Below are 21,773 nucleotides of genomic sequence, written 5' to 3'. Positions count from 1 at the left end.
CTTGATCATGCGGTGACCCCGTGAGCGAGCGATCGAAGATTCCCAGACGTGTAAGCGCTTGCATTAACTCCCGCGACACTGCTACCTTCGCGAACAGTGTCGGAGGCACGGAGTCGTGCCGGGAATCGGGAGTCAAAGATGACAGTTCGCGCGCGCGCTCGGAGTTGGTTCGCACTGGTGGTCTCAGGGGTGGTCGCCGCATCGGCCCTGATCGTGATGCCGGGCCTCGCGGCCGCGGCCGAGGAGCCGCGTACATTCGCGCTCGTGGGCAGCCTGCAGCAGGAGCTCGGATGCTCCGCCGACTGGCAGCCCGAATGCGCCGAGACCGAACTCATCGCGACCGGCACTCCGGGCGTCTACGCCGCCGAATTCACGGTGCCGGCGGGCAGCCACGAGTACAAGGTCGCCGTGAACGACTCGTGGGACGAGGCGTATGGGCTGAACGGCGGCGGCGACAACATCCCGCTGACGGTCGCGGGCGATACCCCCGTGCGCGTCGTGTTCGACGACAACCTGAAGCGCGTCGGCCTCGAGGCCACCGGGCTCGCGGGCGCCTATGACGAGGCATCCGACGCCGCGCTCGTCGCCGACCCGGTGCGCCAGCCCGGCAGCGACGAGGTGTTCTACTTCGTCATGACCGACCGCTTCGCGAACGGCGACACCGCCAACGACGAGGGCGGGCTCACCGGCGACCGGCTCGCAACGGGCTTCGACCCCACGGACAAGGGCTTCTACAACGGCGGCGACCTCGCGGGCCTGCGCGAGCAGCTCGACTACATCGACGGGCTCGGCACCACGGCGATCTGGCTCACCCCGAGCTTCAAGAACCGCCCCGTGCAGGGCGAGGGCGCGAACGCGAGCGCTGGGTACCACGGGTACTGGATCACCGACTTCACCCAGATCGACCCGCACCTCGGCACGAACGCCGAGCTCGAGGCGCTCATCGCCGAGGCGCACGCCAAGGGCATCAAGGTCTACTTCGACATCATCACGAACCACACCGCCGACGTCATCGACTACGAAGAGGGCCAGTACTCGTACATCGACCAGTCGACGTCGCCGTACCTCGATGCCGACGGCGCCGAGTTCGACCCGGCCGACTTCGCGGATGCCGACACCGGCGCCGACTTCCCGGCTCTCGACCCGGCGACGAGCTTCCCCTACACGCCGACGGTGACCCCCGAGGACGCCGACCTCAAGGTGCCGGCCTGGCTCAACGACCCGACGCTGTACCACAACCGCGGCGACTCGACGTGGGAGGGCGAGTCGGTCACGTTCGGCGACTTCGTCGGCCTCGACGACCTCATGACCGAGCACCCGACCGTCGTGAACGGCTTCGTCGACGTGTACCAGCAGTGGATCGACCTCGGCATCGACGGGTTCCGCATCGACACCGCCAAGCACGTGAACTTCGAGTTCTGGGAGCAGTGGTCGACCGACGTGCTCGACTACGCGCACGCGGCCGGCAAGCCGGACTTCTTCATGTTCGGCGAGGTGTACGACGCCGACCCGGTGAAGCTGAGCCCCTACGTGCGCAAGACCGACATGAACTCGGTGCTCGACTTCACGTTCCAGTCGCAGGCGGTCAGCTTCGCCGCCGGCAACTCGGCGAAGAACCTGCAGTCCCTCTTCGCGGGCGACGACTACTACACGACGCCCGACTCGTCGGCCACGGCGCTGCCCACGTTCCTCGGCAACCACGACATGGGTCGCGTCGGCTACTTCCTGAAGTCGACGGATGCCCCGTTGCAGCGTGATGAGCTCGCGCACGAGCTGCTCTTCCTCACGCGCGGGCAGCCCGTCGTCTACTACGGCGACGAGCAGGGCTTCGCCGGCAGCGGTGGAGACAAGGACGCCCGCCAGACCCTCTTCGCGAGCGACGTCGCCGACTACCAGAACCAGGAGCTCGTCACCGGCGAGACCGCGGGCAGCGTCGACCGCTTCGGCACCGACGCCCCGCTCTACGCCCACATCGCGGAGCTCGCCGCGCTGCGTGCCGCGCACCCGGCGCTCGCGACCGGTGCCCAGATCGAGCGCTACGTCGACAACGGTGCGGGCGTCTACGCGTTCAGCCGCGTCGACCGCAGCGAGCGGGTCGAGTACGTGGTCGCCGCGAACAACTCGAGTGCCGAGAAGACGGTCGACGTGTCCACCCTCACCAAGGGTGGCGTGTTCGACGTGCTCTACCGCTCCGCCGGATCCGACGGCCCGGGCGTGACGGCCGACGCCGACGGCGTGGCATCCGTCACGGTACCGGCGCTCGGCGCCGTGGTGCTGAAGGCCGACCGCACGGTGAGCGCACCCGACGCGGCATCCGCCATCACGGTCGCGGCGCCCGCAGCGGGCGCCGGCGTGACCGGCGTCGCGCCCGTCGTCGCCGACGTCGACGACGCGACCTGGCAGGAGACGAGCTTCGCATGGCGTGTCGCGGGCGCAACGGGCGACGACGCCTGGCACGCGCTCGGCACCGCCGAAGACACGAGCCCGCGCGTCTTCCACGACACCGCCGGCCTCGCGAACGGCACGCTCGTCGAATACCGCGCGGTGTCGACCGACGCGGCCGGAAACCGCTCGGCGGCGAGCACGTACGCGAGCGTCGGCAACGCCGTCAACCTCGTCGAGGAGGAGGAGCCCGAGCAGCCGATCGACCTCGTGACCGTGCCCGGCTCGCACAATTCCGAGATGGGGTGCGCGGGTGACTGGGCCCCCGGCTGCGAGGTCGCGAAGCTCACGCTGCGCGCCGACGGCATCTACGCCGGCACCTTCGACGTTCCCGCGGGCGACTACGCCTACAAGGTCGCGCTCAACGGCAGCTGGGACCTCAACTACGGCGCGAACGGCGAGCAGAACGGCTCCGACATCGCCTACTCGACCGACGGCACCAAGCCCGTCACGTTCTACTGGAACCCGAACACCAAGGTGGTCTCGTCAACCGCCGAGGGCCCCACGGTGACGCTGCCCGGCAGCTTCCAGCAAGAGGTCGGATGCCCTGGCGACTGGCAGCCCGAATGCCTCGCGTCGCTCATGCAGGACGGCGACAAGGACGGTGTCTACACCTGGTCGACCTCGTCCATTCCCGACGGCGCATATGAGGTGAAGGTCGCGCACGGCGGGTCGTGGGACGAGAACTACGGCGTCGGCGGCGCACCCGGCGGCGCGAACTACACCTTCACGGCGACGACGGGCAAGCTCGTCGAGTTCCGCTACACGCTGGCCACGCACGTGCTCGAGATCATCGTCACCGACCCGCCGCTCGCGGGCTCGGGCCAGTCGCGCGCGCACTGGGTGAGTGAAGACACGCTCGCCTGGCCGGCCGAGCTGCTCGGCGGTGCTTCCGCCGCCGACACGACCTGGACGCTCGAGCACTCCGCAGACGCATCGCTTGCGGTGAGCGAGGGCGCCGTCACCGGCGGCGACGACGCGGTCGAACTCGCGTACGACCCCGCAGGGCTCACCGATGCGCAACTCGCGAAGTTCCCGCAGCTCGAGGGCTTCATCGCCCTGCACCCGGTTGGCGCCGACCGCGCTGCGATGCAGCAACTGCTCACCGAGCAGCTCGCGGTCGCCCAGCGGGTTTCGACAGGCTCAACCAGCGTGTTGACCGCATTCACCGGAATCCAGGTGCCGGGGGTGCTCGACGACCTCTATGCCGAAGCAGTGGCATCCGTGCCGCTCGGCGTCACGTGGGACGGCGACGTCGCGAGCCTCGCACTGTGGGCGCCGACCGCGCAGTCGGCCGCACTCCAGCGATGGGGTGCCGGCGCTGCGGGCGATCCCGAGCTGATCGACGCGACGTTCGACGCCGCTGACGGAACCTGGAGCGTCGACGGCCTCGCCGCCGGCGACGAGTACCGCTGGTCGCTCGCCGTCTACGCGCCGACCACCGGGGCGATCGAGACGAACTCGGTGACCGACCCGTACTCGATCGCACTGACGACGAACTCGGCACGCTCGGTCGTCGTCGACCTCGACGACCCGTCGATCACGCCCGAGCAGTGGTCCGAGACGCCTGCGCCCGTCGTCGAGCGCCCGGTCGACCGGGCGATCTACGAGCTGCACGTGCGCGACTTCTCGATCACCGACGAGACCGTGCCAGAGGCCGAGCGCGGCACCTACCGTGCCTTCACCCGCGACTCGGCCGGCACGGCGCAGCTCGACGAGCTCGCCGAGGCGGGCATCAACACGGTGCACCTGCTGCCGACGTTCGACATCGCGACGATCGAAGAGAACCGTGCGGCCCAGGCGACCCCGGAGTGCGACCTCGCGTCGTTCGGACCGGCGTCGCCCGACCAGCAGGCGTGCCTCGAGTCGATCCGCGACCTCGACGGCTTCAACTGGGGCTACGACCCGTACCACTTCCAGGCGCCCGAGGGCTCCTACGCGGTCGACCCGAACGGCGCCGCCCGTGTGGGCGAGTTCCGCGAGATGGTCGGCGCGCTGCACGCGACGGGCCTGCAGGTCGTGCTCGACAAGGTGTACAACCACACCGCGGCATCGGGTCAGGGTGAGAAGTCGGTGCTCGACAAGGTGGTGCCCGGGTATTACCAGCGCCTGAACTCGGTGGGCAACGTCGAGACCTCGACGTGCTGCCAGAACATCGCCACCGAGCACGAGGTCGCCCAGAAGCTCATGGTCGACTCGGTCGTGCTGTGGGCGAAGGAGTACAAGGTCGACGGGTTCCGCTTCGACCTCATGGGCCACCACTCGAAGGCGAACATGCTCGCCGTGCGAGCCGCGCTCGACGAGCTCACGCTCGAGAACGACGGTGTCGACGGGTCATCCGTCTACGTGTACGGCGAGGGCTGGAACTTCGGCGAGGTCGCGAACAACGCCCTCTTCGAGCAGGCCACCCAGGGACAGCTCGGAGGCACCGGCATCGGCACGTTCAGCGACCGGCTGCGCGACGCCGTGCACGGCGGCAGCCCTGTCGCGGCCGACACGAAGTTCGACCAGGGCTTCGGCACCGGCCTCGGCACCGACCCGAACGCCTACGCCGACGGCACGGCCGAGGAGCAGCTCGCCGACCTCGCGCACCAGACCGATCTCGTGAAGCTCGGCCTCGCCGGCAACCTGCGTGCCTACGAGCTGACGGATGCCTCGGGTGAGGTCGTTCGCGGCGATCAGCTCGACTACCGCGGCTCGCCGGCCGGCTACGCCGACCAGCCTGACGAGATCGTCACGTACGTCGACGCGCACGACAACGAGACGCTCTTCGACCACGGCGTGCTCAAGCTGCCGGCCGACACGTCGATGGCCGACCGGGTGCGCATGAACACGCTGTCGCTCGCGACCGCGACCCTCGCGCAGACGCCGTCGTTCTGGCACGCGGGCACCGAGCTGCTGCGGTCGAAGTCGCTCGACCGCAACAGCTACAACTCGGGTGACTGGTTCAACCGCATCGACTGGACCGGCCAGGAGTCGACCTTCGGTTCGGGCCTGCCGCCCGCAGCCGACAACGGCGACTTCTGGGACGAGATGGCGCCGCTGCTCGCCGACCCCGCACTGAAGCCGGCCGCTGCCGACATCGCCGCGGCCGAGGCATCCGCCCTCGACCTGCTCCGTGTGCGCAACGAGGTCGACCTGCTGCAGCTCGGCTCTGCTGCGTTGATCGATGAGAAGGTGACGTTCCCGAACGGCGGCGCCGACGCGACGCCCGGGCTCATCACGATGCTCATCGACGACCTGGTGGGCGACGACGTCGACCCCGAGCTCGAGGGTGCGCTCGTCGTGTTCAACGCCTCGCCGTCTGCGGTGACCGAGCAGGTCGACGGGCTCGCGGGCCGGTCGTTCGAGTTGGCTGCCGCGCAGGCGAACGGCGCCGACGACGTCGTCAAGACGACGGCTTGGGATGCCGCGACCGGGTCGGTCACCGTGCCCGCGCGGACTGCGGCGGTGCTGGTCGACGAGCAGCCGCCGCCCGCGGTCGCGACCGTCACCGTCGCCGCGCCGAACAAGGTGCTCGCCAAGGCCGGCTCGGCCGTGCACGTCTTCGGCTCGGTCGTCGCGCTCGACGGCAGCGCGCCGGTCGGCACGATCACGGTGCTCGAGGGCGACACCGTGCTGGCGACCGCCGAGGTCACCGCCGACGCGACGGGGGTCTTCAAGGTCAAGCTGCCGAAGCTGCCGGCCGGCGTGCACCTGATCCGCACGACGTTCGACGGGGGCGACGGGTTCGCCGACTCGGCGTCGATGCCGGTGCCGCTCATCCTCTGGTAGCGGCCGCCTCGCCGGTCGAGCAGGTCGCGCAGCGACCGTCCGTCGGTCGAGTAGGTCGCGCAGCGACCGTATCGAGACCCCGCCGCCTTCGCGTGGGGTCTCGATACGCGTCGCCTCGGTGGCGCTACTCGACCGACGGCGCTACTCGACCGACGGCGCTACTCGACCGACGGCGCTACTCGACCGACGTCGGATCGAGATTCACTCAGAAGGGAAGCTCGACGCCGCAGACCCCGAAGCTGCCGGCGATGTCGGCGCCGTGTGCGGCGAAGATCTCGTCGATGCCCTTGCCGTCGGCGGCCTTGACGTCACGGTTCGGGTTGTTGGCGCCGATCGTGCCGCCCGAGCCGTTCGCGCCCTTGATCTTGATCGTGAACGACGAGGGTGCGCCGGTCGCCGCGTACGCGTCGAGCACGCACTCCGCGTCGGCCTCGGACAGGCCGGCCGTGAGCTCGTCGACGTGCACCGTCAGCCAGGTCTGCGAGTTCGAGGCGCCCGCGTTGCCCTTCTCCGAACGGTTGGCGTTGTAACACTCGTGGGCGTACGCGGCCGCACCGGTGCCGAGCACCGCGGCGGCGGCGAGCGCGGCGCCCGCTCCGATGTTGATCAGGGTTCGCTTGAACATGTGGATTCCTCCGGATGGGTGATCAAATGTGCGCGACCGGGTCGGTGCGCGCACGCTCCCAAAGGTCGCGTCTTCGTCGACGCGCAGTATCCGTGCTTACCCTGACTATCGGATATTCCGCCCTGTGGCAGCGCCCCAGATCAGGGGTCTTCTCGGACCGCCGCTCGACCGGCGCCTGGATTCCCTGCCGCCCTGCGGCTCTTCGGCGCTTGGGTGCTTGGGTGCTTGGGCGCTTGGGCACTTGGGCACTTGGGCACTTGGGCACTTGGGCACTTGGGCACCGCGGATTCAGGGCAGACCCAGAGTCGCCGAGCCACCTTCCCCGTCGACCTACCGCACAGCGCAGGATCACAGCGCCGGGACAGCTGTGGCGTCGCGTGCCGAACCGCAGATCCTGCGTTGTGCCACCCGGCCACGGCACGTTGGCACCGGTACCCGAGTACTGGTGCGGACGGCTCCCTGGGGTGATGCCGGGAGGTCGGCGTCGTGCGTAGTGTTCCGTCATGACCTCGGCTCGCATGACCGACTCCCCAGCCTCGACACGGAATCGCATCGACCTGTTGCTGTTCGCGGGCTTGACCGCGATCATCAGCGGGTCGCTGTGGCTCCTTCTGGCCTGGATGGGCGGCGACGTGACCGCGGGAGGTTCGCTCGCGATCTTCGCCGTCGCGACCTCCGGCCCATCAATGGCCGCACTGATCCTGTACCTCACACGCACGCGGCGGCTGCCGCGCAGTGAACGCCGGTACCCGGTGTCGGCTCCGTGGCTCTGGGTGCCGGCGGCGCTGGTCCTCGGTGCGGCGCCGGCGGTGCTGGCCGGCCTGATCGTGGCCCCAGAGGCCCTCGCCGCCAGCATCGCCGACGTGCCCGACGTCGTGGCGAGCCTCGGCGGCGCGGGCATGTTCATCGTGACGTTCCTCATCGCGGGCCCGCTCGCCGAGGAGTTCGGATGGCGCGGCTACGCCCAGCCGCGGCTGCGACGTTCGCTCGGCCTGCTCGCGACCTCCGCCGTGCTCGGCGTCGCGTGGTGGGTCTGGCACATCCCGCTGTTCTTCCTGCCGGGCACCGCGCAGGCTTACATGGGCTTCTTCACGCTCGAGTCCCTCGGCTTCGCGATCTCGTTCGTGCCCCTCTGCCTGATCTACCTGTTCGTCAGTGAACGCCTCGGAGGAGGGGTGTGGGCGGCGATCCTGCTCCACTTCACGTCCAACGTCTCATTGACCCTGCTGCCCGACGCCTCGGTGCTCGCGAGCGTGGCGCGCCTGGCGGTCATCTTCGTGCTCGCCGCGGGCGTCTACTTCGCGTGGCGGCCCGACGCACGAGGCCCGCTCGCGAGCACGGCGTAAGCGCGGCCGAGACGCCCGAGCCACCAGTCGGTGCGCTCGGGCGTCGCCGCGTAGCGGTCGAGCAGCTCGGGGTCGGGCAGCACGCGGCGCACCTCCACGGCACCGTCGATGGGAGCGATCGGCGCGTGCGAGACATCCGCCGCCAGCAACGAGGCGGTGCCGAGCCCGCAATCGAAATCGAGCGAGGGCAAGGCCGCGGCCAGGTGGGCACCCATCGCGAGGCCGATGCTGGTGTCGAGCGCGCTCGACACCACGACCGGCAGCCCCGTGCGATCGACGAGTTCGAGCACCCGGCGGATGCCGCCGAGCGGCTGCGCCTTCACCACGAGGATGTCGGCGGCGTCGGCCTCGGCGACCGCCAGCGGGTCATCTGCTCGCCTGACGCTCTCGTCGGCGGCGATCGGGATGCCCATGTACTTCGTGCGGATGCTGATCTCGAGCAGGTCGGCGACACTCGCGCAGGGCTGCTCGACGTACTCGAGGTCGAAGGGGGCGAGCGCGTGGATGGCGTGCTCGGCCTCGTCGACGTTCCAGCCGCCGTTCGCGTCGACCCGGATGCGGCCCTCGGGGCCGAGCGCCTCGCGCACGGCTCGAACGCGGGCGACATCCTGTGCGAGGGTCTGGTCGCGTGCCGCGACCTTCACTTTCGCCGTACGGCATCCGGGGAATCGGGCGAGCACCGCCGCCACGCTGTCGGGATCGACGGCGGGGATCGTCGCGTTCACGGGAATGCGGTCGCGCAGGATGGGCGGCGTCGGGTTCCAGCCGAAGTCGATCGCCGCGGCGAGCCAGGCGGATGCCTCGTCGTCGGGGTACTCCGCGAACGGCGAGAACTCGGTCCAGCCCTCTGGACCCTCGAGCAGCATCGCCTCGCGCACGTCGATGCCGCGGAACCGGGTGACGAGCGGCAGCGCCACGACCCGGGCAGTGCCGAGCAGCTCATCGAGGGGCGGCAGGGGAGCGGCGGGCGGCGGGGGAGCGGCGGCGCTGGCGTCGGTCATGCCCCCATCGTGGCACCGTGTTCGGCGCTGCGCGCAGGCGGGCGCGCGGATGTCCCCGCAATAGGCTTGACGCATGGCTGCCGACGTGTCCGAACTGTTCGATGCGAGTGAGTGGGCCGACGCGGCGCCGCTCATCACCGGGTCATCCGGCGGTTTCAGCGACATCACGTACCACCAGTCGCTCGACGGGCGCATCGCGCGCATCGCGTTCGACCGGGCCGACGTGCGCAACGCGTTCCGCCCGCACACGGTCGACGAGCTCTACCGCGCCCTCGAAGACGCACGCACGAACCCGCGCATCGGCGTCGTGCTGCTCACCGGCAATGGCCCGAGTGCGAAAGACGGCGGCTGGGCGTTCTGCTCGGGCGGCGACCAGCGCATCCGCGGTCGTGACGGCTACAAGTACTCCGACGCCGAGACCGCGATCGTCGACGGGGCGGGCGGCACCGCCGACCCGCACGGGCATGCTGCGGTCGGCCGGCTGCACATCCTCGAGGTGCAGCGACTCATCCGGTTCATGCCGAAGGTGGTCATCGCGGTCGTGCCGGGGTGGGCGGCCGGCGGAGGCCACTCGTTGCACGTCGTGTGCGACCTCACGATCGCCTCGCGCGAGCACGGCCGGTTCAAGCAGACCGACGCCGATGTCGGCTCGTTCGACGCCGGCTACGGGTCGGCGTACTTCGCGCGCCAGATCGGGCAGAAGTTCGCGCGCGAGGTGTTCTTCCTCGCCGAGGAGTACTCGGCCGAGCGCGCCTACGAGATGGGCGCCGTCAACCGCGTGGTCGCGCACGCCGACCTCGAGCGCGAGGCGATCACCATGGCCCGCACCATCCTCACGAAGTCGCCCACGGCGATCCGCATGCTGAAGTTCGCGTTCAACGCGGTCGACGACGGCATGGTCGGGCAGCAGGTGTTCGCCGGCGAGGCCACGCGTCTGGCCTACGGCACCGACGAGGCGGTCGAGGGCCGCGACGCGTTCCTCGAGAAGCGCGACCCCGACTGGGGCCCCTACCCGTGGCACTTCTAGCCGTGCCGCTCACCTTCCACGGGCTCGGAGGACGTGTGCGGGATGCGAGGACGCCGACCCTGACGAGTGTCCTCCAATATTCCAAGAGTCCTCCGAACCCGCGTGGGCGGCGGGCACGATGAAGCCGCTGCTGCGAATCCCGGCGTCGGATGTCCCGGCACTGACCCGCGCACTCGAGACTGCGCTCGACGGCGGCCCCGCCGTCTGGCCCCTCCCCACCGCCGCCACCCCCGCCCCCGCCGCCCCCGCCCCCGCCGCCCCCGGCCCCACCATTCGTTCCGGGGGTGCTTTCGTGCCAGAACAGGGCCCGATCGGGGCGGAATTCGGCACGAATGCACCCCCGGAAGGCAATGTGACCCCCGTCGAGGTCGACGACCGCATCGCGCTCGTGGTCGAGACGAGCGGCTCGACCGACGCCCCCAAGCGAGTCGCGCTGTCGGCCGACGCCCTGGTCGCGAGCGCCGACGCCACCCACGACGCGCTCGGCGGCACGGGCCAGTGGCTGCTGGCGCTGCCGGGCCACTACATCGCGGGGGCGCAGGTGCTCGTGCGCGGCCTCGTCGCGAGCACCCCGACCCTCACGGTGCCGGGTGAGCGGTTCGATCCGTCGGCGTTCGCCGCGACATCCGCGCAGCTGTTGCCGCACGTTCCGCACTACACCTCACTCGTGCCGACCCAGCTCGCGCGACTGCTCGATGCGGCCGAGCGAGACCCGTTCATCGCGGCCGCGCTCACGTCGTTCGACGCCGTGCTCGTCGGCGGGCAGGCCCTCGCGCCCGCGATCGCCGAGCGTGCCGCCGCGGCGGGCGTGCGCATCGTGCGCACCTACGGCTCGAGCGAGACGGCGGGCGGATGCGTCTACGACGGCACTCCCATCGGCGACACGCGGTTGCGCTTCGACGACGGGCGCATCGAACTCGCATCCTCGAGCCTCGCCGACGGATACCTCGGCGATCCTGCGCGCACGGCCGAGGCGTTCCGCTCCGACCGCGACGGCACCCGTTGGTACGTCACCGGCGACCTCGGCGAGCTCGCCGCCGACGGGCGGCTGCGCGTACGCGGACGCGCCGACGACGTGATGGTCTCGGGCGGCGTGAAGGTCGTGCTCGGCGAGGTCGAGCGCGTGGTGCGCGCGGTCGCGGGATTCGCCGACGCGGTCGTGGTCGCGGCGCCCGACCCCGAGTGGGGCGAACGCGCCGCGGTCGCGATCGCGGGTGACGCGGGCGACGAGGCATCCGCCCTGCAGGCGCTGCGAACGGCGACGGATGCCGCGGGCCTCGCCCCCGCCGCCCGGCCCGTGCGACTCGTGGTCGTCGACCGGCTGCCGATGCTCGCCTCGGGCAAGCCCGACCGCCGCGCGATCGCGGCGCTCGCAGCGGCGTCCGCCGGCTGACTCCGACGCGGCCGCCCTCCGCCTCCGCGCCACTTCAACGCCCTCCGCGCCAACCGAAGTGGTGCGGAGGGCGCCGAAGTGGCGCGCGGGCGTGGCCCGAGGCATCCGGGGTCAGGGGGCCGGTGCCACCTCGGCGACGTCGACCGAGGCGTCCTCGTCAGCCTCGGCCTCGGTGAGTCGGCGCGCCTCCTCGAGGTGCGCCTGCACGGCCGCCCGCCGGGGCAGCAGCAGGCTCGCGAGCGCGGCGATGCCGAAGCCGGCCACGGCGACCCACACCGAGGCCTGCAGCGCGGTGAGCATGTGCTCGCGGCTCCAGTCGTCGCCGACCACCGAGAAGAAGACGGTCGTCGAGATCGCGACGCCGGATGCCGCTCCCAATTGCTGGAACGTGCTGTATGTCCCGGATGCCGCTCCTGCATCGGCGACCGGCACCGTCGCGAGGGCGACGTCGACGAGCGGGATGATGAGCAGCGCGAGCCCGAGGCCCGACACGAGCATCGGCCAGACGGCCGCCCAGCCGGTGAACGCGGCGCCGGTGTCGGCGACGATCGCGAGCACCCACAGCACGCCGGCGGCCATGATCACGGCACCCGCCGTGACGAGGTACTTGCCGACCTTCGCCACGAGCGGGATGACCGCTCCCGTGCCGACCAGCGCGCCGAGGCTGAACGCGAGCAGGTTGAGGCCGGCGGTCAGGGCGTCGACGCCGAGCCCGACCTGCAGGTAGATGATGAACGGCAGCGTGAACGCGTTGAGCGCGCCCTGGAAGGCGGCCTGGGTGACGATGCCCGCCGAGAAGCCGCGGTCGGCGAAGAGCGGCATCGGCAGCAGGGCCGAGCCGTCGCGGCGCATGCGCCGGCGCGAGTGCGCGACGAAGACCACGAGCAGGAGCGCGCCGGCGCACACGGGGATCCAGAGCCAGGCCGGCCAGCCGAGTGAGCGGCCCTCGACGAGCGGCACCATGAACGCGAGCACGGTGGCGCTCAACAGCACGACGCCGACGAGGTCGAGGCGCATCGGACGCGACGAGCGGGTCTCGGGTACGAATCGTGCGGCGAGCGCGAAGATGACGATGCCGACGGGAATGTTGATGAGGAACACGCTGCGCCATCCCAGCCCCCAGAGGTCGGCATCGACGAGCCATCCGCCGAGCACCGGCCCGGCGACCGCCGCGATGCCGGCCACGCCACCGATGAGGCCGTACATCGGTGCCCGCTCGCGCGGCGTGAAGAGCGCCTGCACCGACGCGAGCAGCTGCGGCACCATGAGCGCGGCGAACAGTCCCTGCGCGATGCGCGTGGCGACGAGCACGTCGCCCGACCAGGCGGCGGCGGCCGCGGCCGACGAGATCGTGAAGCCGGCGATGCCGATGAGGAACACGCGGCGCCGGCCGAACAGATCGCCGAGCCGGCCGCCTGTGATCAGCGCGACCGCGAACGCGAGCAGGTACCCGCTGACGATCCATTCGAGCTGCGCTTGGGTGGCGCCGAGGTCGGCGCCGATCGATGGCAGCGCCACCTGCACGATCGTGACGTCGAGGAGGTCCATGAAGGAGGCGAACAGGAGGATGCCGATGGCGAGGCCTCGGCGCGGGATGGTGGTCATCCTCGTCGTCCTTTCGTATGCTGAAGTTGCTTCCATTACGGGATAGTCCCGTATTGGAATAATCCCATATCGGGAACAATAGGAGGTCGGCGCGCAGATGTCAACCAAGGCCGAGGTCACCGGGCGCATCGTCGAGCTGCTGCAGCTCGTGATCGCGTCGTCGGTGATGACCAACGAGCGCATCGCCCGGTCGATGGGGGTCAACGTCGTCGACCTCCAGGCGCTGGGGTTCATCGCCCGCAGCGGTGAGCCGATAACGGCCGGCGAGATCAGCCAGCAGACCGAGCTGCCGACGAGCACCACGACCCGAGTGCTCGACCGGCTCGAGAAGCAGGGACTGATCGAGCGCTCGACCGATCCGAGCGACCGCCGGCGCGTGGTCGTGCGAGTCAGCCCCGCGGTGGTCGCGGGCGGCGCCGGCACCGGCGGGGCGGATGACCCGTACGCGGGGATCCTCGATGGCATGCGCCGGGTGCACGAGGGATTCACGGTCGACGAGCTCGAGGTGGTCGCCCGTTACCTCGACGCGGTGAAGGACGTGCGCTGACCCTGCGGGTCGAGGAGGCAGCGAAGCGACCGTCTCGAAACCCACCCCCCATTGCCTCGCGGTTTCGAGACGGCGCTGGCGCGCCTCCTCAACCCACCGGGGTTCGAGACGGCGATCGCGCCTCCTCAACCCGCGAGTGCATGGCCTCGCGAATTAGCATGGTGGGGTGGCCCGCCCGAAACCCCAGCGCATCAACCCCGACGACGTCAAGAGTCGCGCGACCCACGGCACGTCCGGCAACCCCGCGCGCGCGGCCGCGGGCAGGCCGTCTGAGAAGGTCGTGAAGCCCGCGAGCGCGGCCGACTGGGTCGCAGGCGCTCGCCTGCGCACACTCCCGCTCGCGATCGCACCCGTCGCCCTCGGCACGGGAGCGGGCATCGTGGCCATCGCCGACGGCCCGTGGCATCCGGCCCGCGCCCTGCTCGCACTCATGGTCGCGCTCGCGCTGCAGATCGGCGTGAACTACGCCAACGACTACTCCGACGGGGTGCGCGGCACCGACGACCATCGGGTCGGCCCGGCGCGCCTCACCGGCTCAGGTGTCGCGAAGCCGCGGCACGTGCTCGCCGTCGCGCTCAGCTTCTTCGCACTCGCCGCACTCGCCGGACTCGCACTGGTCGTCGCCACCGGCCAGTGGTGGCTGCTCGCGGTCGGCGCCGTCGCGATCGTCGCCGCGTGGTTCTACACCGGCGGAAAGCGCCCGTACGGCTACTACGGGCTCGGCGAGTTGTTCGTGTTCGTCTTCTTCGGCGTCGTCGCGACGGCGGGGTCGGCATACGTGCAGGCGCTCACGGTCAACCTCGAGGCGTGGCTCGGCGGCGCCGGCGCGGGGCTGCTGGCGTGCGCAGTGCTCATGGCGAACAACCTGCGTGACGTCGCGCAGGACAAGATCGCCGGCAAGCGCACGCTCGCGGTGCTCGTCGGGCCGCTGGCGGGGCGCATCCTGTTCGTGGTCTTCATGCTCGTGCCGTTCGGCATCGCGGCGTTCTTCGCGTTGTTCTACCCGGCGGCGTGGCTGGTGCTGTTCGCGCTGCTCGCGGCCCTGCCGGCGTGCCTCATCGTGCTCACCGCGAAGACCCCGCGCGAACTCATCACCGCGCTGCAGCTCACAAGCCTCACCGCGCTCGCCTACGGCGTCGGGCTGGGGCTGGTCTTCGCGCTGTAGCTGTAGCTGTAGCTGTAGCTGCTGCGCCGCTCGAGGAGCGACCGACGGATGCCGCTACTCGGCGGTGCGCTCGGTCGACGCGCGATCGACGGCGGCGTCTTCGGCTTCGTCGTCGTCGCGCATGGCGGGGGTCTCGCGGTGGCGGGCGGCGTAGAGGTCGCTCGACATCGACTCGCGCGGGCGGCGCAGGAACAGCAGTGACGCGCTGAGGCCGAACACTGCGGCCACCACGGTCGAGATCCACGGGTTGGCCCCGACGGCGAGCAGCACGGCGAGTGGCACGGCGAACAGCAGGATGCGCAGCGCGGTGTACCAGAGCCAGACGGGCACAGATTTCACTCAGTCATCTTAAGCGCGTCACCTGTGCGCGGGCTCCCAGCTAGTACGCCGCAGACGCGCCTAGACTGTGGACATGGCCCGGCTGCTCTTCGGACTCGGCGTCGCCGCCGTGATCTTCACGATCTACGCCGTCGCCGACTGCGCGTTCTTCGATCGCATGCGCATCCGAGGGCTCTCGCGCGGCTGGTGGATCGTCGTGATCATCTTCGTGCCCATCATCGGCCCGGTGCTGTGGTTCATCATCGGCCGGGGCCGTCGCACCAGTTCGGTGTCGGGCGGGCGCGGGCACACGGTCGCCCCCGACGATGACACCGACTTCCTGCGCCGGCTGGGCCAAGACACCGAGCAAGATGAGCGCATCCGCCGTCTCGAGCAGGAGCTCGCCGAGCTCGACAGTGAGGCCGACACCCCCGGCTCCGCCGACGACCAGCACCCGGCCGGCCCCGGGGCGACGCGTCCCGACAATCCTGAGACGCCGGGTGAGGCCGGCCCGTCCGGTCGCCCGAATGCCTGACGCGGGCCCGCCCGCGAGCCCGCCCGCGCCAGCCACCGCCTTCGCGGTCGCGTTGCTCGAGGAGTTCGTGCGCGCCGGCGTGCGCGACCTCGTCGTCGCCCCCGGGTCGCGGTCGCAGGCGCTCGCGCTCGCCGCAGCCGAGTTCGAACGGGCCCGACTGCTGCGGCTGCACGTGCGCATCGACGAGCGCTGTGCGGGATTCCTGGCCCTCGGCCTCGCGATCGAGTCGCGGCATCCGTCGATCGTGGTGACGACGTCGGGCACCGCGGTCGCCAACCTGCACCCCTCCGTGCTCGAGGCGCACCACTCGGGCGTGCCGCTCATCGTACTGACGGCCGATCGGCCGGCCGAGCTGCGCGGCATCCGCTCGAACCAGACGACCATGCAGCCCGGCATCTTCGCGGGCGCGGTGCGGCTCGAACGCGATGTCGCGGCGCCCGATGGGGCGGCAGGCGAGTCGGATGCCGCGGCGCGCCTCGCCCGCGACGCCGTGGCCGCGGCACTCGGCTTCGATGGGGCGGGCGCGTTCGTCGCGCATCCAGGGCCCGGACCGGTGCACGTGAACCTGCAGCTGCGCGAACCCCTGTCGTCGTCGTTCGACCCTGGCGGGTTGAGGAGCGGCGGGTTGAGGAGCGCCGGGTTGAGCAGCGGCGGGTTGAGGAGCGGCGGGTTGAGGAGCGCCGCCGAAGGCGACGCGTCTCGAAACCCTGACGCGTCTCGAAACCCCGACGGGTCTCGAAACCCCGACGGGTCTCGAAACCCCGACGGGTCTCGAAACCCCGACGCGTCTCGAAACCCGCTCCGCGAGCAACCCGGTTTCGAGACACGCCCGGCTGCGCTGGGCGTTCCTCAACCCGTTGCGGCGCACGGTGCACTCATCGAGCCCGGACCGCGCACCGTCGTCGTCGCCGGGGCGGGCGCGGGCCCCGGAGCCGAGGAGATCGCGCGCGCTGGAGGGTGGCCGCTCTTCGCCGAGGTCACGAGCGGCGCCCACTTCGGGCCGAACCTCGTCGTCGCCTACCGCGATCTGTTGCGCGAGCCGGGCTTCGGCGACCAGGTGCAACGGGCGATCGTGTTCGGGCATCCGACGCTGTCGCGCGAAGTTCCCGCGCTCGTGCAGCGCGACGACGTCGAGACGATCGCCGTCGCGCCGTCGGGCATCGAGTGGTTCAACCCCGGCCGGCGCGTGCGCCGGTTCGAGCGGGACGTGCACGTGGCGGAGCATCCGCCGACCGCCGACGAACGCGCCTGGGTGGGGCGCTGGGTGCATGCGAGTCGCACGCTCGTGGCGGCGGGTCTTCCCGAGGCAGCGCCCCTCGCGAGCGGCGTCGACGAGACCGGACACGTCTCCGACTTCGCCGCACAGCGCGAGTACATGAAGGCGCAGCTCGCCGCGGTGCGGGCGCCGATCACTCGGCGCATGCTCGTCGACGCGGTGTGGGCGGCGACGTGGCCCCACGATCGGCTCGTGTTCGGCGCGTCGCGACTCATCCGCTCGGCCGATCGCGCCGTGCCCGGGCGTCGCATCACGGCTCATGCGAACCGTGGTCTCGCGGGCATCGACGGCACAGTCGCGACCGCGCTCGGCATCGCGATCGCGAGCCAGTCGGCGGCCGATGCCGGTCGAGCACCGAACGCGGCGAGCGCATCGAGACCCGCCGCTGGCGTGACCCGCGCGCTCATCGGCGACCTCACGCTGCTGCACGACGTGGGTTCGCTGCTGATCGGTGCCGGTGAAGCCCGCCCGCGGCTGCAGCTCATCGTCGGGAACGACGGCGGAGGAACGATCTTCGACGCGCTCGAGGTCGCGGGTACCGCACCCACCGATGCCTTCGATCGCGTGCAGTTCACGCCGCAGCAGGTCGACTTCGCGGCGCTCGCCTCGGCATACGGGTGGGACTACGCGCGCGCGACGACCCGCGGCGAGCTCGACGAGGCCCTCGGCACCCGCCTCGACGGCCCGTCGATCCTCGAGATCCCGCTGCCGCGCTGACCTGCGGCCCCGCGCTGACCGGCGACGCAGCGCTGACCCGGCGACGCCGCGCTGAGTCGGCAACGCCGCGGGCTGCGAACGCACTCGCCGAGAGTGCACTCCGCGCCCCTGGCGGGCGGCGACTGCGCTCTCGATCGAAGCCCGTGCGGCGCAACGACCTGCCGAGCCGAGCGGCACCTGCGCAACGCAGGATGTGAGGTCTGGGACATCCGAAGCTGGCTGTGCGAGATAACAATCCGCAGCTGGCTGTGCTGGCGTTCTCGTCCTACGTTGTGCAGCCGGCCGGGGAGAGACCGTGTTGAGCAGCCCGGGAGGCCGCCGCGGCGCGGCGCGCCTCGACGCGCGCTCCCCCGCTTGGCAGGATGGAGACCTGCGCGGCGCCGCGCCGCACGAGGGGAGCGTGTCATGGGCAAGGAGTCGTTCTGGGCGTCGGATCCGAACGAGTTGCTGCGAGTCGGCAAGGGCTTCACGCTCGCCGACATCGACCCCGACTCGCACGCGGGCTACGACGGTGACAAGGCCGACGGCGAGAAGTCACTCGTCGAGGGCGCCGAGATCCTCGCCGATCAGCAGGAGATGCTCTTCGCGAACAGCCGCATGGGCGACGACCCGCGCCGCGTACTGCTCGTGCTGCAGGCCATGGACACCGCGGGCAAGGGCGGCATCGTCAAGCACGTCATGGGCGCCGTCGACCCGCAGGGCGTACAGCTCGCGGCGTTCAAGAAGCCCACCGCTGAAGAGCTCGAGCACGACTTCCTCTGGCGCATCCGCAAGCAGGTGCCCGAGGCCGGAATGATCGGTGTCTTCGACCGGTCGCACTACGAAGACGTGCTCATCGGACGCGTGCGCGAACTCGCCCCGCCTGAAGAGCTCGAGCGCCGCTACGACGCCATCAACGAGTTCGAGCGCGAACTGGTCGAGGACGGCACGACCGTCATCAAGGTCATGCTGCACATCTCGGCCGACGAACAGAAGGAGCGCCTCGCCGAGCGGCTCGACCGCCCCGACAAGCACTGGAAGTTCAATCCCGGCGACATCGACGAGCGGCTGCTCGCGCCCAGATACCAAGAGGCCTACCAGATCGTCTTCGATCGAACTGCGACGTCGGATGCCCCGTGGTACGTCATCCCCGCGAACCGCAAGTGGTACGCGCGCCTGGCGGTGCAGCACCTGCTCATCGACGCGCTCGAAGCGATGGGCCTCGACTGGCCCAAGGCCGACTACGACGTCGAGGAGCAGAAGGCCCGCCTCGCCGCCAGCTGAGTTCCGCGGGTTGAGGAGGCGCGTCAGCGCCGTTTCGAAACCCGATGTGCGGGCAACTGGGTTTCGAGACGCTCGCTGCGCTCGCTCCTCAACCTGCAGGCGGCAGCTAACCGCCGAAGGCCTCGACGATCGGGCGGAACTTCATGAGCGTCTCGGCGAGCTCGTCGGCGGGTACCGAGTCGTGGACTATGCCGCAACCGGCATATGCCGCGACTGCCCCGTCGGGTTCGACCTGCGCACAGCGCAGCGCGATCGCCCATTCGCCGTCGCCGTCGCCGTCGATCCAGCCGACGGGGCCCGCGTAGCGGCCGCGATCGAATCCCTCGAGCTCGGCGAGCACGGCCAGTGCAGCCAGCCGCGGCGTGCCGGCGACCGCGGCGGTGGGGTGCACGGCGCTCACGAGGTCGAGCGAGCTCGACCCGTCGCCCAGGGTGCCCTTCAGGTCGGTGGCGAGGTGCCACAGATTCGGCAGTTGCAGCGTGAATGGCTCGGGGCTCGCGTCAAGTCGCGCGGTGTGCGGCTCGAGGCGCTGCACCGCGCTCGCGACGGCGAGGGCGTGTTCAGCGAGGTCCTTGTGCGAGGCCGCGAGTGCGAGCGCGCGTTCGCGATCGGATGCCTCGCCCGCACCTCGCGACGTCGTCCCCGCGAGCACGCGCGCAGACACGGTGCCGTGGTCGACGCGCACGAGGGTTTCGGGGCTCGCGCCGATGAGCCCGTCGACGGCGAACACCCACGTGTCGGGATAGTCCTCGGCGAGCCGGTTGATGACCGCGCGGAGCCCGTCCTCTTCATGCAGTTCGCCCATGAGCTGTCGCGCCAGTACGACCTTCTCGAGCTCGCCGCCGTCGATACGTCGCACGGCCTCGGCCACGTTCGCCTCGTATGCCGGCGGCGGCACGGCGCCCGGTTCGAACGCCACGCGCGGCACGCGCCGCTTGGGCGAGGGCTCGGGAATCTCGAGGGGCGGGAACGCGTGGCCGGCGACATCCGATTCGCCCGCCGCGCCGCCCGTGCCGCCGGCGCCGTCAGCCGTCTCGGCCAGCGCGATGCGCGTCACCCACGCGCGCCCCTCGCGGCGCCCGAGCACGAGCGACGGCACGACGAGCACACTCGTCGCGGCCGACTCGTCGGCGAACGCGATGGCGCCGAAGGCGACGAGGCCGGTGCCGGGGAGCCCGACGCGGTCGTCGACGCTCGCCATCGCGGCGAGCGAGCGCCACGCGGCGGCGGCGTCTTCGATGCGAGTCGGTCCGCTGGTTTCGATGCGCAGCGTCTCGCCGTGGCCGACGATGCCCTCGCCGCGCCGCATCCAGAGCAGCGGATGCCGCGGATCGGCGCGTGGGATCAGCGGCGCGAGCTCATCGACCGGCTCGGTGCGCACGACGAGCTTCTGGTTCACCGCACCAGCCTACGCGCAGCCTCCGCTGGTCGAGGATGGACGAAGGAGCGTCTCGCGGTGGCTGGTCGAGGAGCGACGAAGGAGCGTCTCGAGACCTGCGGTGGCGGGGTTTCGAGACGGCGCTGGCGCGCCTCCTCAACCCACGGGCTTTTCGAGACGGCGCTGGCGCGCCTCCTCAACCCACGGGCTTTCGAGACGGCGCTGGCGCGCCTCCTCAACCCGCAGAGCGGAACCTACGCCGCGACGACGTCGACGCCGTGCCAGAAGGCGACGTGGTGGCGGATCTCGGCCGCGGCCTCGGACGGTGTCGCGTAGTACCAGGCCGCGTTCGGGTTGCGCTGGCCGTCGACCTCGACGTGGAAGTAGTTGGCGGTGCCCTTCCAGTGGCACACGCTGCGGTTCTGGCTCTCGGCGAAGTACTGCGGGTCGATCGACTCTCGCGGGAAGTAGTGGTTGCCCTCGACCACGACGGTCTCGTCGGACTGCGCGATCACGGTTCCGTTCCAGATTGCCTTCATGCTCGGTGCAACGCTGCGGCCCGAGAAAGCATTCCTATGCATAGAAAGGCGAAGGAACCTCACAGAATGAGCGGATGTCCCGCGCCGTAGACTCGACGCATGACACGCGCTGACCTCGGTAAGGATCCGCACGAGGTCTCGGCGATGTTCGACCGGGTGGCCGCCAAGTACGACCGCACCAACAACGTGCTCTCGGTCGGAAACGCTCCGCTGTGGCGGGTCGCGACGACCAAGGCCGTCGACCCGAAGCCGGGACAGCGCATCCTCGATGTCGCGGCCGGCACGGGCACGTCGAGTGCGAGCCTGGCGCGGTCCGGGGCATCCGTCGTCGCCGCCGACTTCTCACCGGGCATGATCGACGTCGGCCGCAGGCGACAGGCGCACGTGCCCAACCTCGTGTTCGTCGAGGCCGACGCCACGAAGCTGCCGTTCGACGACGCGAGCTTCGACGCCGTGACGATCTCGTTCGGGCTGCGCAACGTGAACGAGCCGAAGCAGGCGCTCGCCGAATTCTTCCGCGTGACGAAGCCGGGCGGGCGAGTCGTGATCTGCGAGTTCTCGACCCCGTCCGTGCCGTTCGTACGGTTCGGCTACAACGCCTACCAGCGCTACGTGATGCCGCCGCTCGTGCGCCTCTCGAGCTCGAACGACACCGCCTACGACTACCTCAACGAGTCGATCAACGCGTGGCCCGACCAGCGCACGCTCGCGGCGTGGATCCGCGGCGCCGGGTACGTCGACGTCGCCTGGCGCAATCTCACCATGGGCGTCGTCGCGCTGCACCGCGCCGCGAAGCCCGTTCCGCCGGGCGAGTAGGGCGCG

Annotated in this window: 16 protein-coding genes; 10 read left to right on the top strand and 6 right to left on the bottom strand. The window is 70.8% G+C overall.

Annotated features, from left to right (window positions below; genetic code table 11):
* Window positions 1-138 precede the first annotated feature (138 nt).
* The gene (gene pulA, locus LSF15_RS16650) at window positions 139-6,216 is read left to right on the top strand and encodes a pullulanase-type alpha-1,6-glucosidase (RefSeq protein ID WP_232499683.1); all 6,078 of its coding nucleotides are present in this window, start codon (window positions 139-141) and stop codon (window positions 6,214-6,216) included.
* A 205-nt stretch (window positions 6,217-6,421) separates the two neighbouring features.
* Here the strand turns inward: pulA and LSF15_RS16645 are convergent, their stop codons facing one another.
* Complete coding sequence (locus tag LSF15_RS16645; RefSeq protein ID WP_232499682.1) at window positions 6,422-6,841, bottom strand: hypothetical protein; 420 nt, start codon at window positions 6,839-6,841, stop codon at window positions 6,422-6,424.
* 503 nt (window positions 6,842-7,344) lie between these two features.
* On the opposite strand from LSF15_RS16645, the gene LSF15_RS16640 reads away from it, so the two are divergent.
* Window positions 7,345-8,187, top strand: coding sequence for a CPBP family intramembrane glutamic endopeptidase (locus LSF15_RS16640; protein WP_232499681.1), 843 nt, complete (start codon window positions 7,345-7,347; stop codon window positions 8,185-8,187).
* Here LSF15_RS16640 and LSF15_RS16635 read toward each other — a convergent pair.
* A complete protein-coding gene (locus LSF15_RS16635) occupies window positions 8,136-9,188 on the bottom strand; it encodes an o-succinylbenzoate synthase (protein WP_232499680.1) in 1,053 nt (350 codons plus the stop codon). The genes LSF15_RS16640 and LSF15_RS16635 overlap by 52 nt on opposite strands.
* Window positions 9,189-9,261: 73 nt before the next feature.
* On the opposite strand from LSF15_RS16635, the gene LSF15_RS16630 reads away from it, so the two are divergent.
* Window positions 9,262-10,215 carry a 1,4-dihydroxy-2-naphthoyl-CoA synthase gene (locus tag LSF15_RS16630; RefSeq protein ID WP_232499679.1) on the top strand — a complete coding sequence of 318 codons (954 nt, stop codon included), beginning with the start codon at window positions 9,262-9,264 and terminating at the stop codon, window positions 10,213-10,215.
* 352 nt (window positions 10,216-10,567) lie between these two features.
* Window positions 10,568-11,608, top strand: a complete 1,041-nt coding sequence (locus tag LSF15_RS16625) for an AMP-binding protein (protein ID WP_232499678.1) — start codon at window positions 10,568-10,570, stop codon at window positions 11,606-11,608.
* Window positions 11,609-11,719: 111 nt separating this feature from the next.
* Here the strand turns inward: LSF15_RS16625 and LSF15_RS16620 are convergent, their stop codons facing one another.
* A complete protein-coding gene (locus LSF15_RS16620) occupies window positions 11,720-13,213 on the bottom strand; it encodes an MFS transporter (protein ID WP_232499677.1) in 1,494 nt (497 codons plus the stop codon).
* 97 nt (window positions 13,214-13,310) lie between these two features.
* Between LSF15_RS16620 and LSF15_RS16615 the strand changes: the two genes are divergently transcribed.
* Window positions 13,311-13,760, top strand: coding sequence for a MarR family winged helix-turn-helix transcriptional regulator (locus LSF15_RS16615; RefSeq protein WP_232499676.1), 450 nt, complete (start codon window positions 13,311-13,313; stop codon window positions 13,758-13,760).
* A gap of 166 nt (window positions 13,761-13,926) precedes the next feature.
* Complete coding sequence (locus LSF15_RS16610) at window positions 13,927-14,925, top strand: 1,4-dihydroxy-2-naphthoate polyprenyltransferase (RefSeq protein ID WP_372460051.1); 999 nt, start codon at window positions 13,927-13,929, stop codon at window positions 14,923-14,925.
* 54 nt (window positions 14,926-14,979) lie between these two features.
* Here LSF15_RS16610 and LSF15_RS16605 read toward each other — a convergent pair whose 3' ends face one another.
* Window positions 14,980-15,264 (bottom strand): DUF4229 domain-containing protein, encoded by a 285-nt coding sequence (locus LSF15_RS16605; protein ID WP_232499675.1) that lies wholly within the window; start codon window positions 15,262-15,264, stop codon window positions 14,980-14,982.
* A 73-nt stretch (window positions 15,265-15,337) separates the two neighbouring features.
* Here LSF15_RS16605 and LSF15_RS16600 point away from each other — a divergent pair, with 73 nt between their 5' ends.
* From LSF15_RS16600 to LSF15_RS16590, 3 genes are all read left to right on the top strand, one after another.
* A complete protein-coding gene (locus tag LSF15_RS16600) occupies window positions 15,338-15,778 on the top strand; it encodes a PLDc N-terminal domain-containing protein (RefSeq protein WP_232499674.1) in 441 nt (146 codons plus the stop codon).
* Window positions 15,771-17,771 carry a thiamine pyrophosphate-binding protein gene (locus tag LSF15_RS16595; protein WP_232499673.1) on the top strand — a complete coding sequence of 667 codons (2,001 nt, stop codon included), beginning with the start codon at window positions 15,771-15,773 and terminating at the stop codon, window positions 17,769-17,771. The genes LSF15_RS16600 and LSF15_RS16595 overlap by 8 nt, the downstream gene beginning before the upstream one ends.
* A gap of 405 nt (window positions 17,772-18,176) precedes the next feature.
* Window positions 18,177-19,034: a polyphosphate kinase 2 family protein gene (locus LSF15_RS16590; protein ID WP_232499672.1), complete on the top strand. Its 858-nt coding sequence runs from the start codon at window positions 18,177-18,179 to the stop codon at window positions 19,032-19,034.
* A gap of 106 nt (window positions 19,035-19,140) precedes the next feature.
* Here LSF15_RS16590 and LSF15_RS16585 read toward each other — a convergent pair whose 3' ends face one another.
* Both LSF15_RS16585 and LSF15_RS16580 read right to left on the bottom strand, forming a co-directional pair.
* Window positions 19,141-20,433 (bottom strand): isochorismate synthase, encoded by a 1,293-nt coding sequence (locus LSF15_RS16585; RefSeq protein ID WP_232499671.1) that lies wholly within the window; start codon window positions 20,431-20,433, stop codon window positions 19,141-19,143.
* Window positions 20,434-20,666: 233 nt separating this feature from the next.
* A complete protein-coding gene (locus LSF15_RS16580) occupies window positions 20,667-20,951 on the bottom strand; it encodes a DUF427 domain-containing protein (protein ID WP_232499670.1) in 285 nt (94 codons plus the stop codon).
* 99 nt (window positions 20,952-21,050) lie between these two features.
* Here LSF15_RS16580 and LSF15_RS16575 point away from each other — a divergent pair, with 99 nt between their 5' ends.
* Complete coding sequence (locus tag LSF15_RS16575; protein WP_232499669.1) at window positions 21,051-21,767, top strand: class I SAM-dependent methyltransferase; 717 nt, start codon at window positions 21,051-21,053, stop codon at window positions 21,765-21,767.
* Window positions 21,768-21,773: the final 6 nt, after the last annotated feature.

The organism is Agromyces humatus, from assembly GCF_021228295.1.
Classification (GTDB): Bacteria; Actinomycetota; Actinomycetes; order Actinomycetales; family Microbacteriaceae; genus Agromyces; species Agromyces humatus.
Note: the sequence above shows the minus strand (reverse complement) of the source record. Positions and strands in the feature narration are given on the sequence as shown.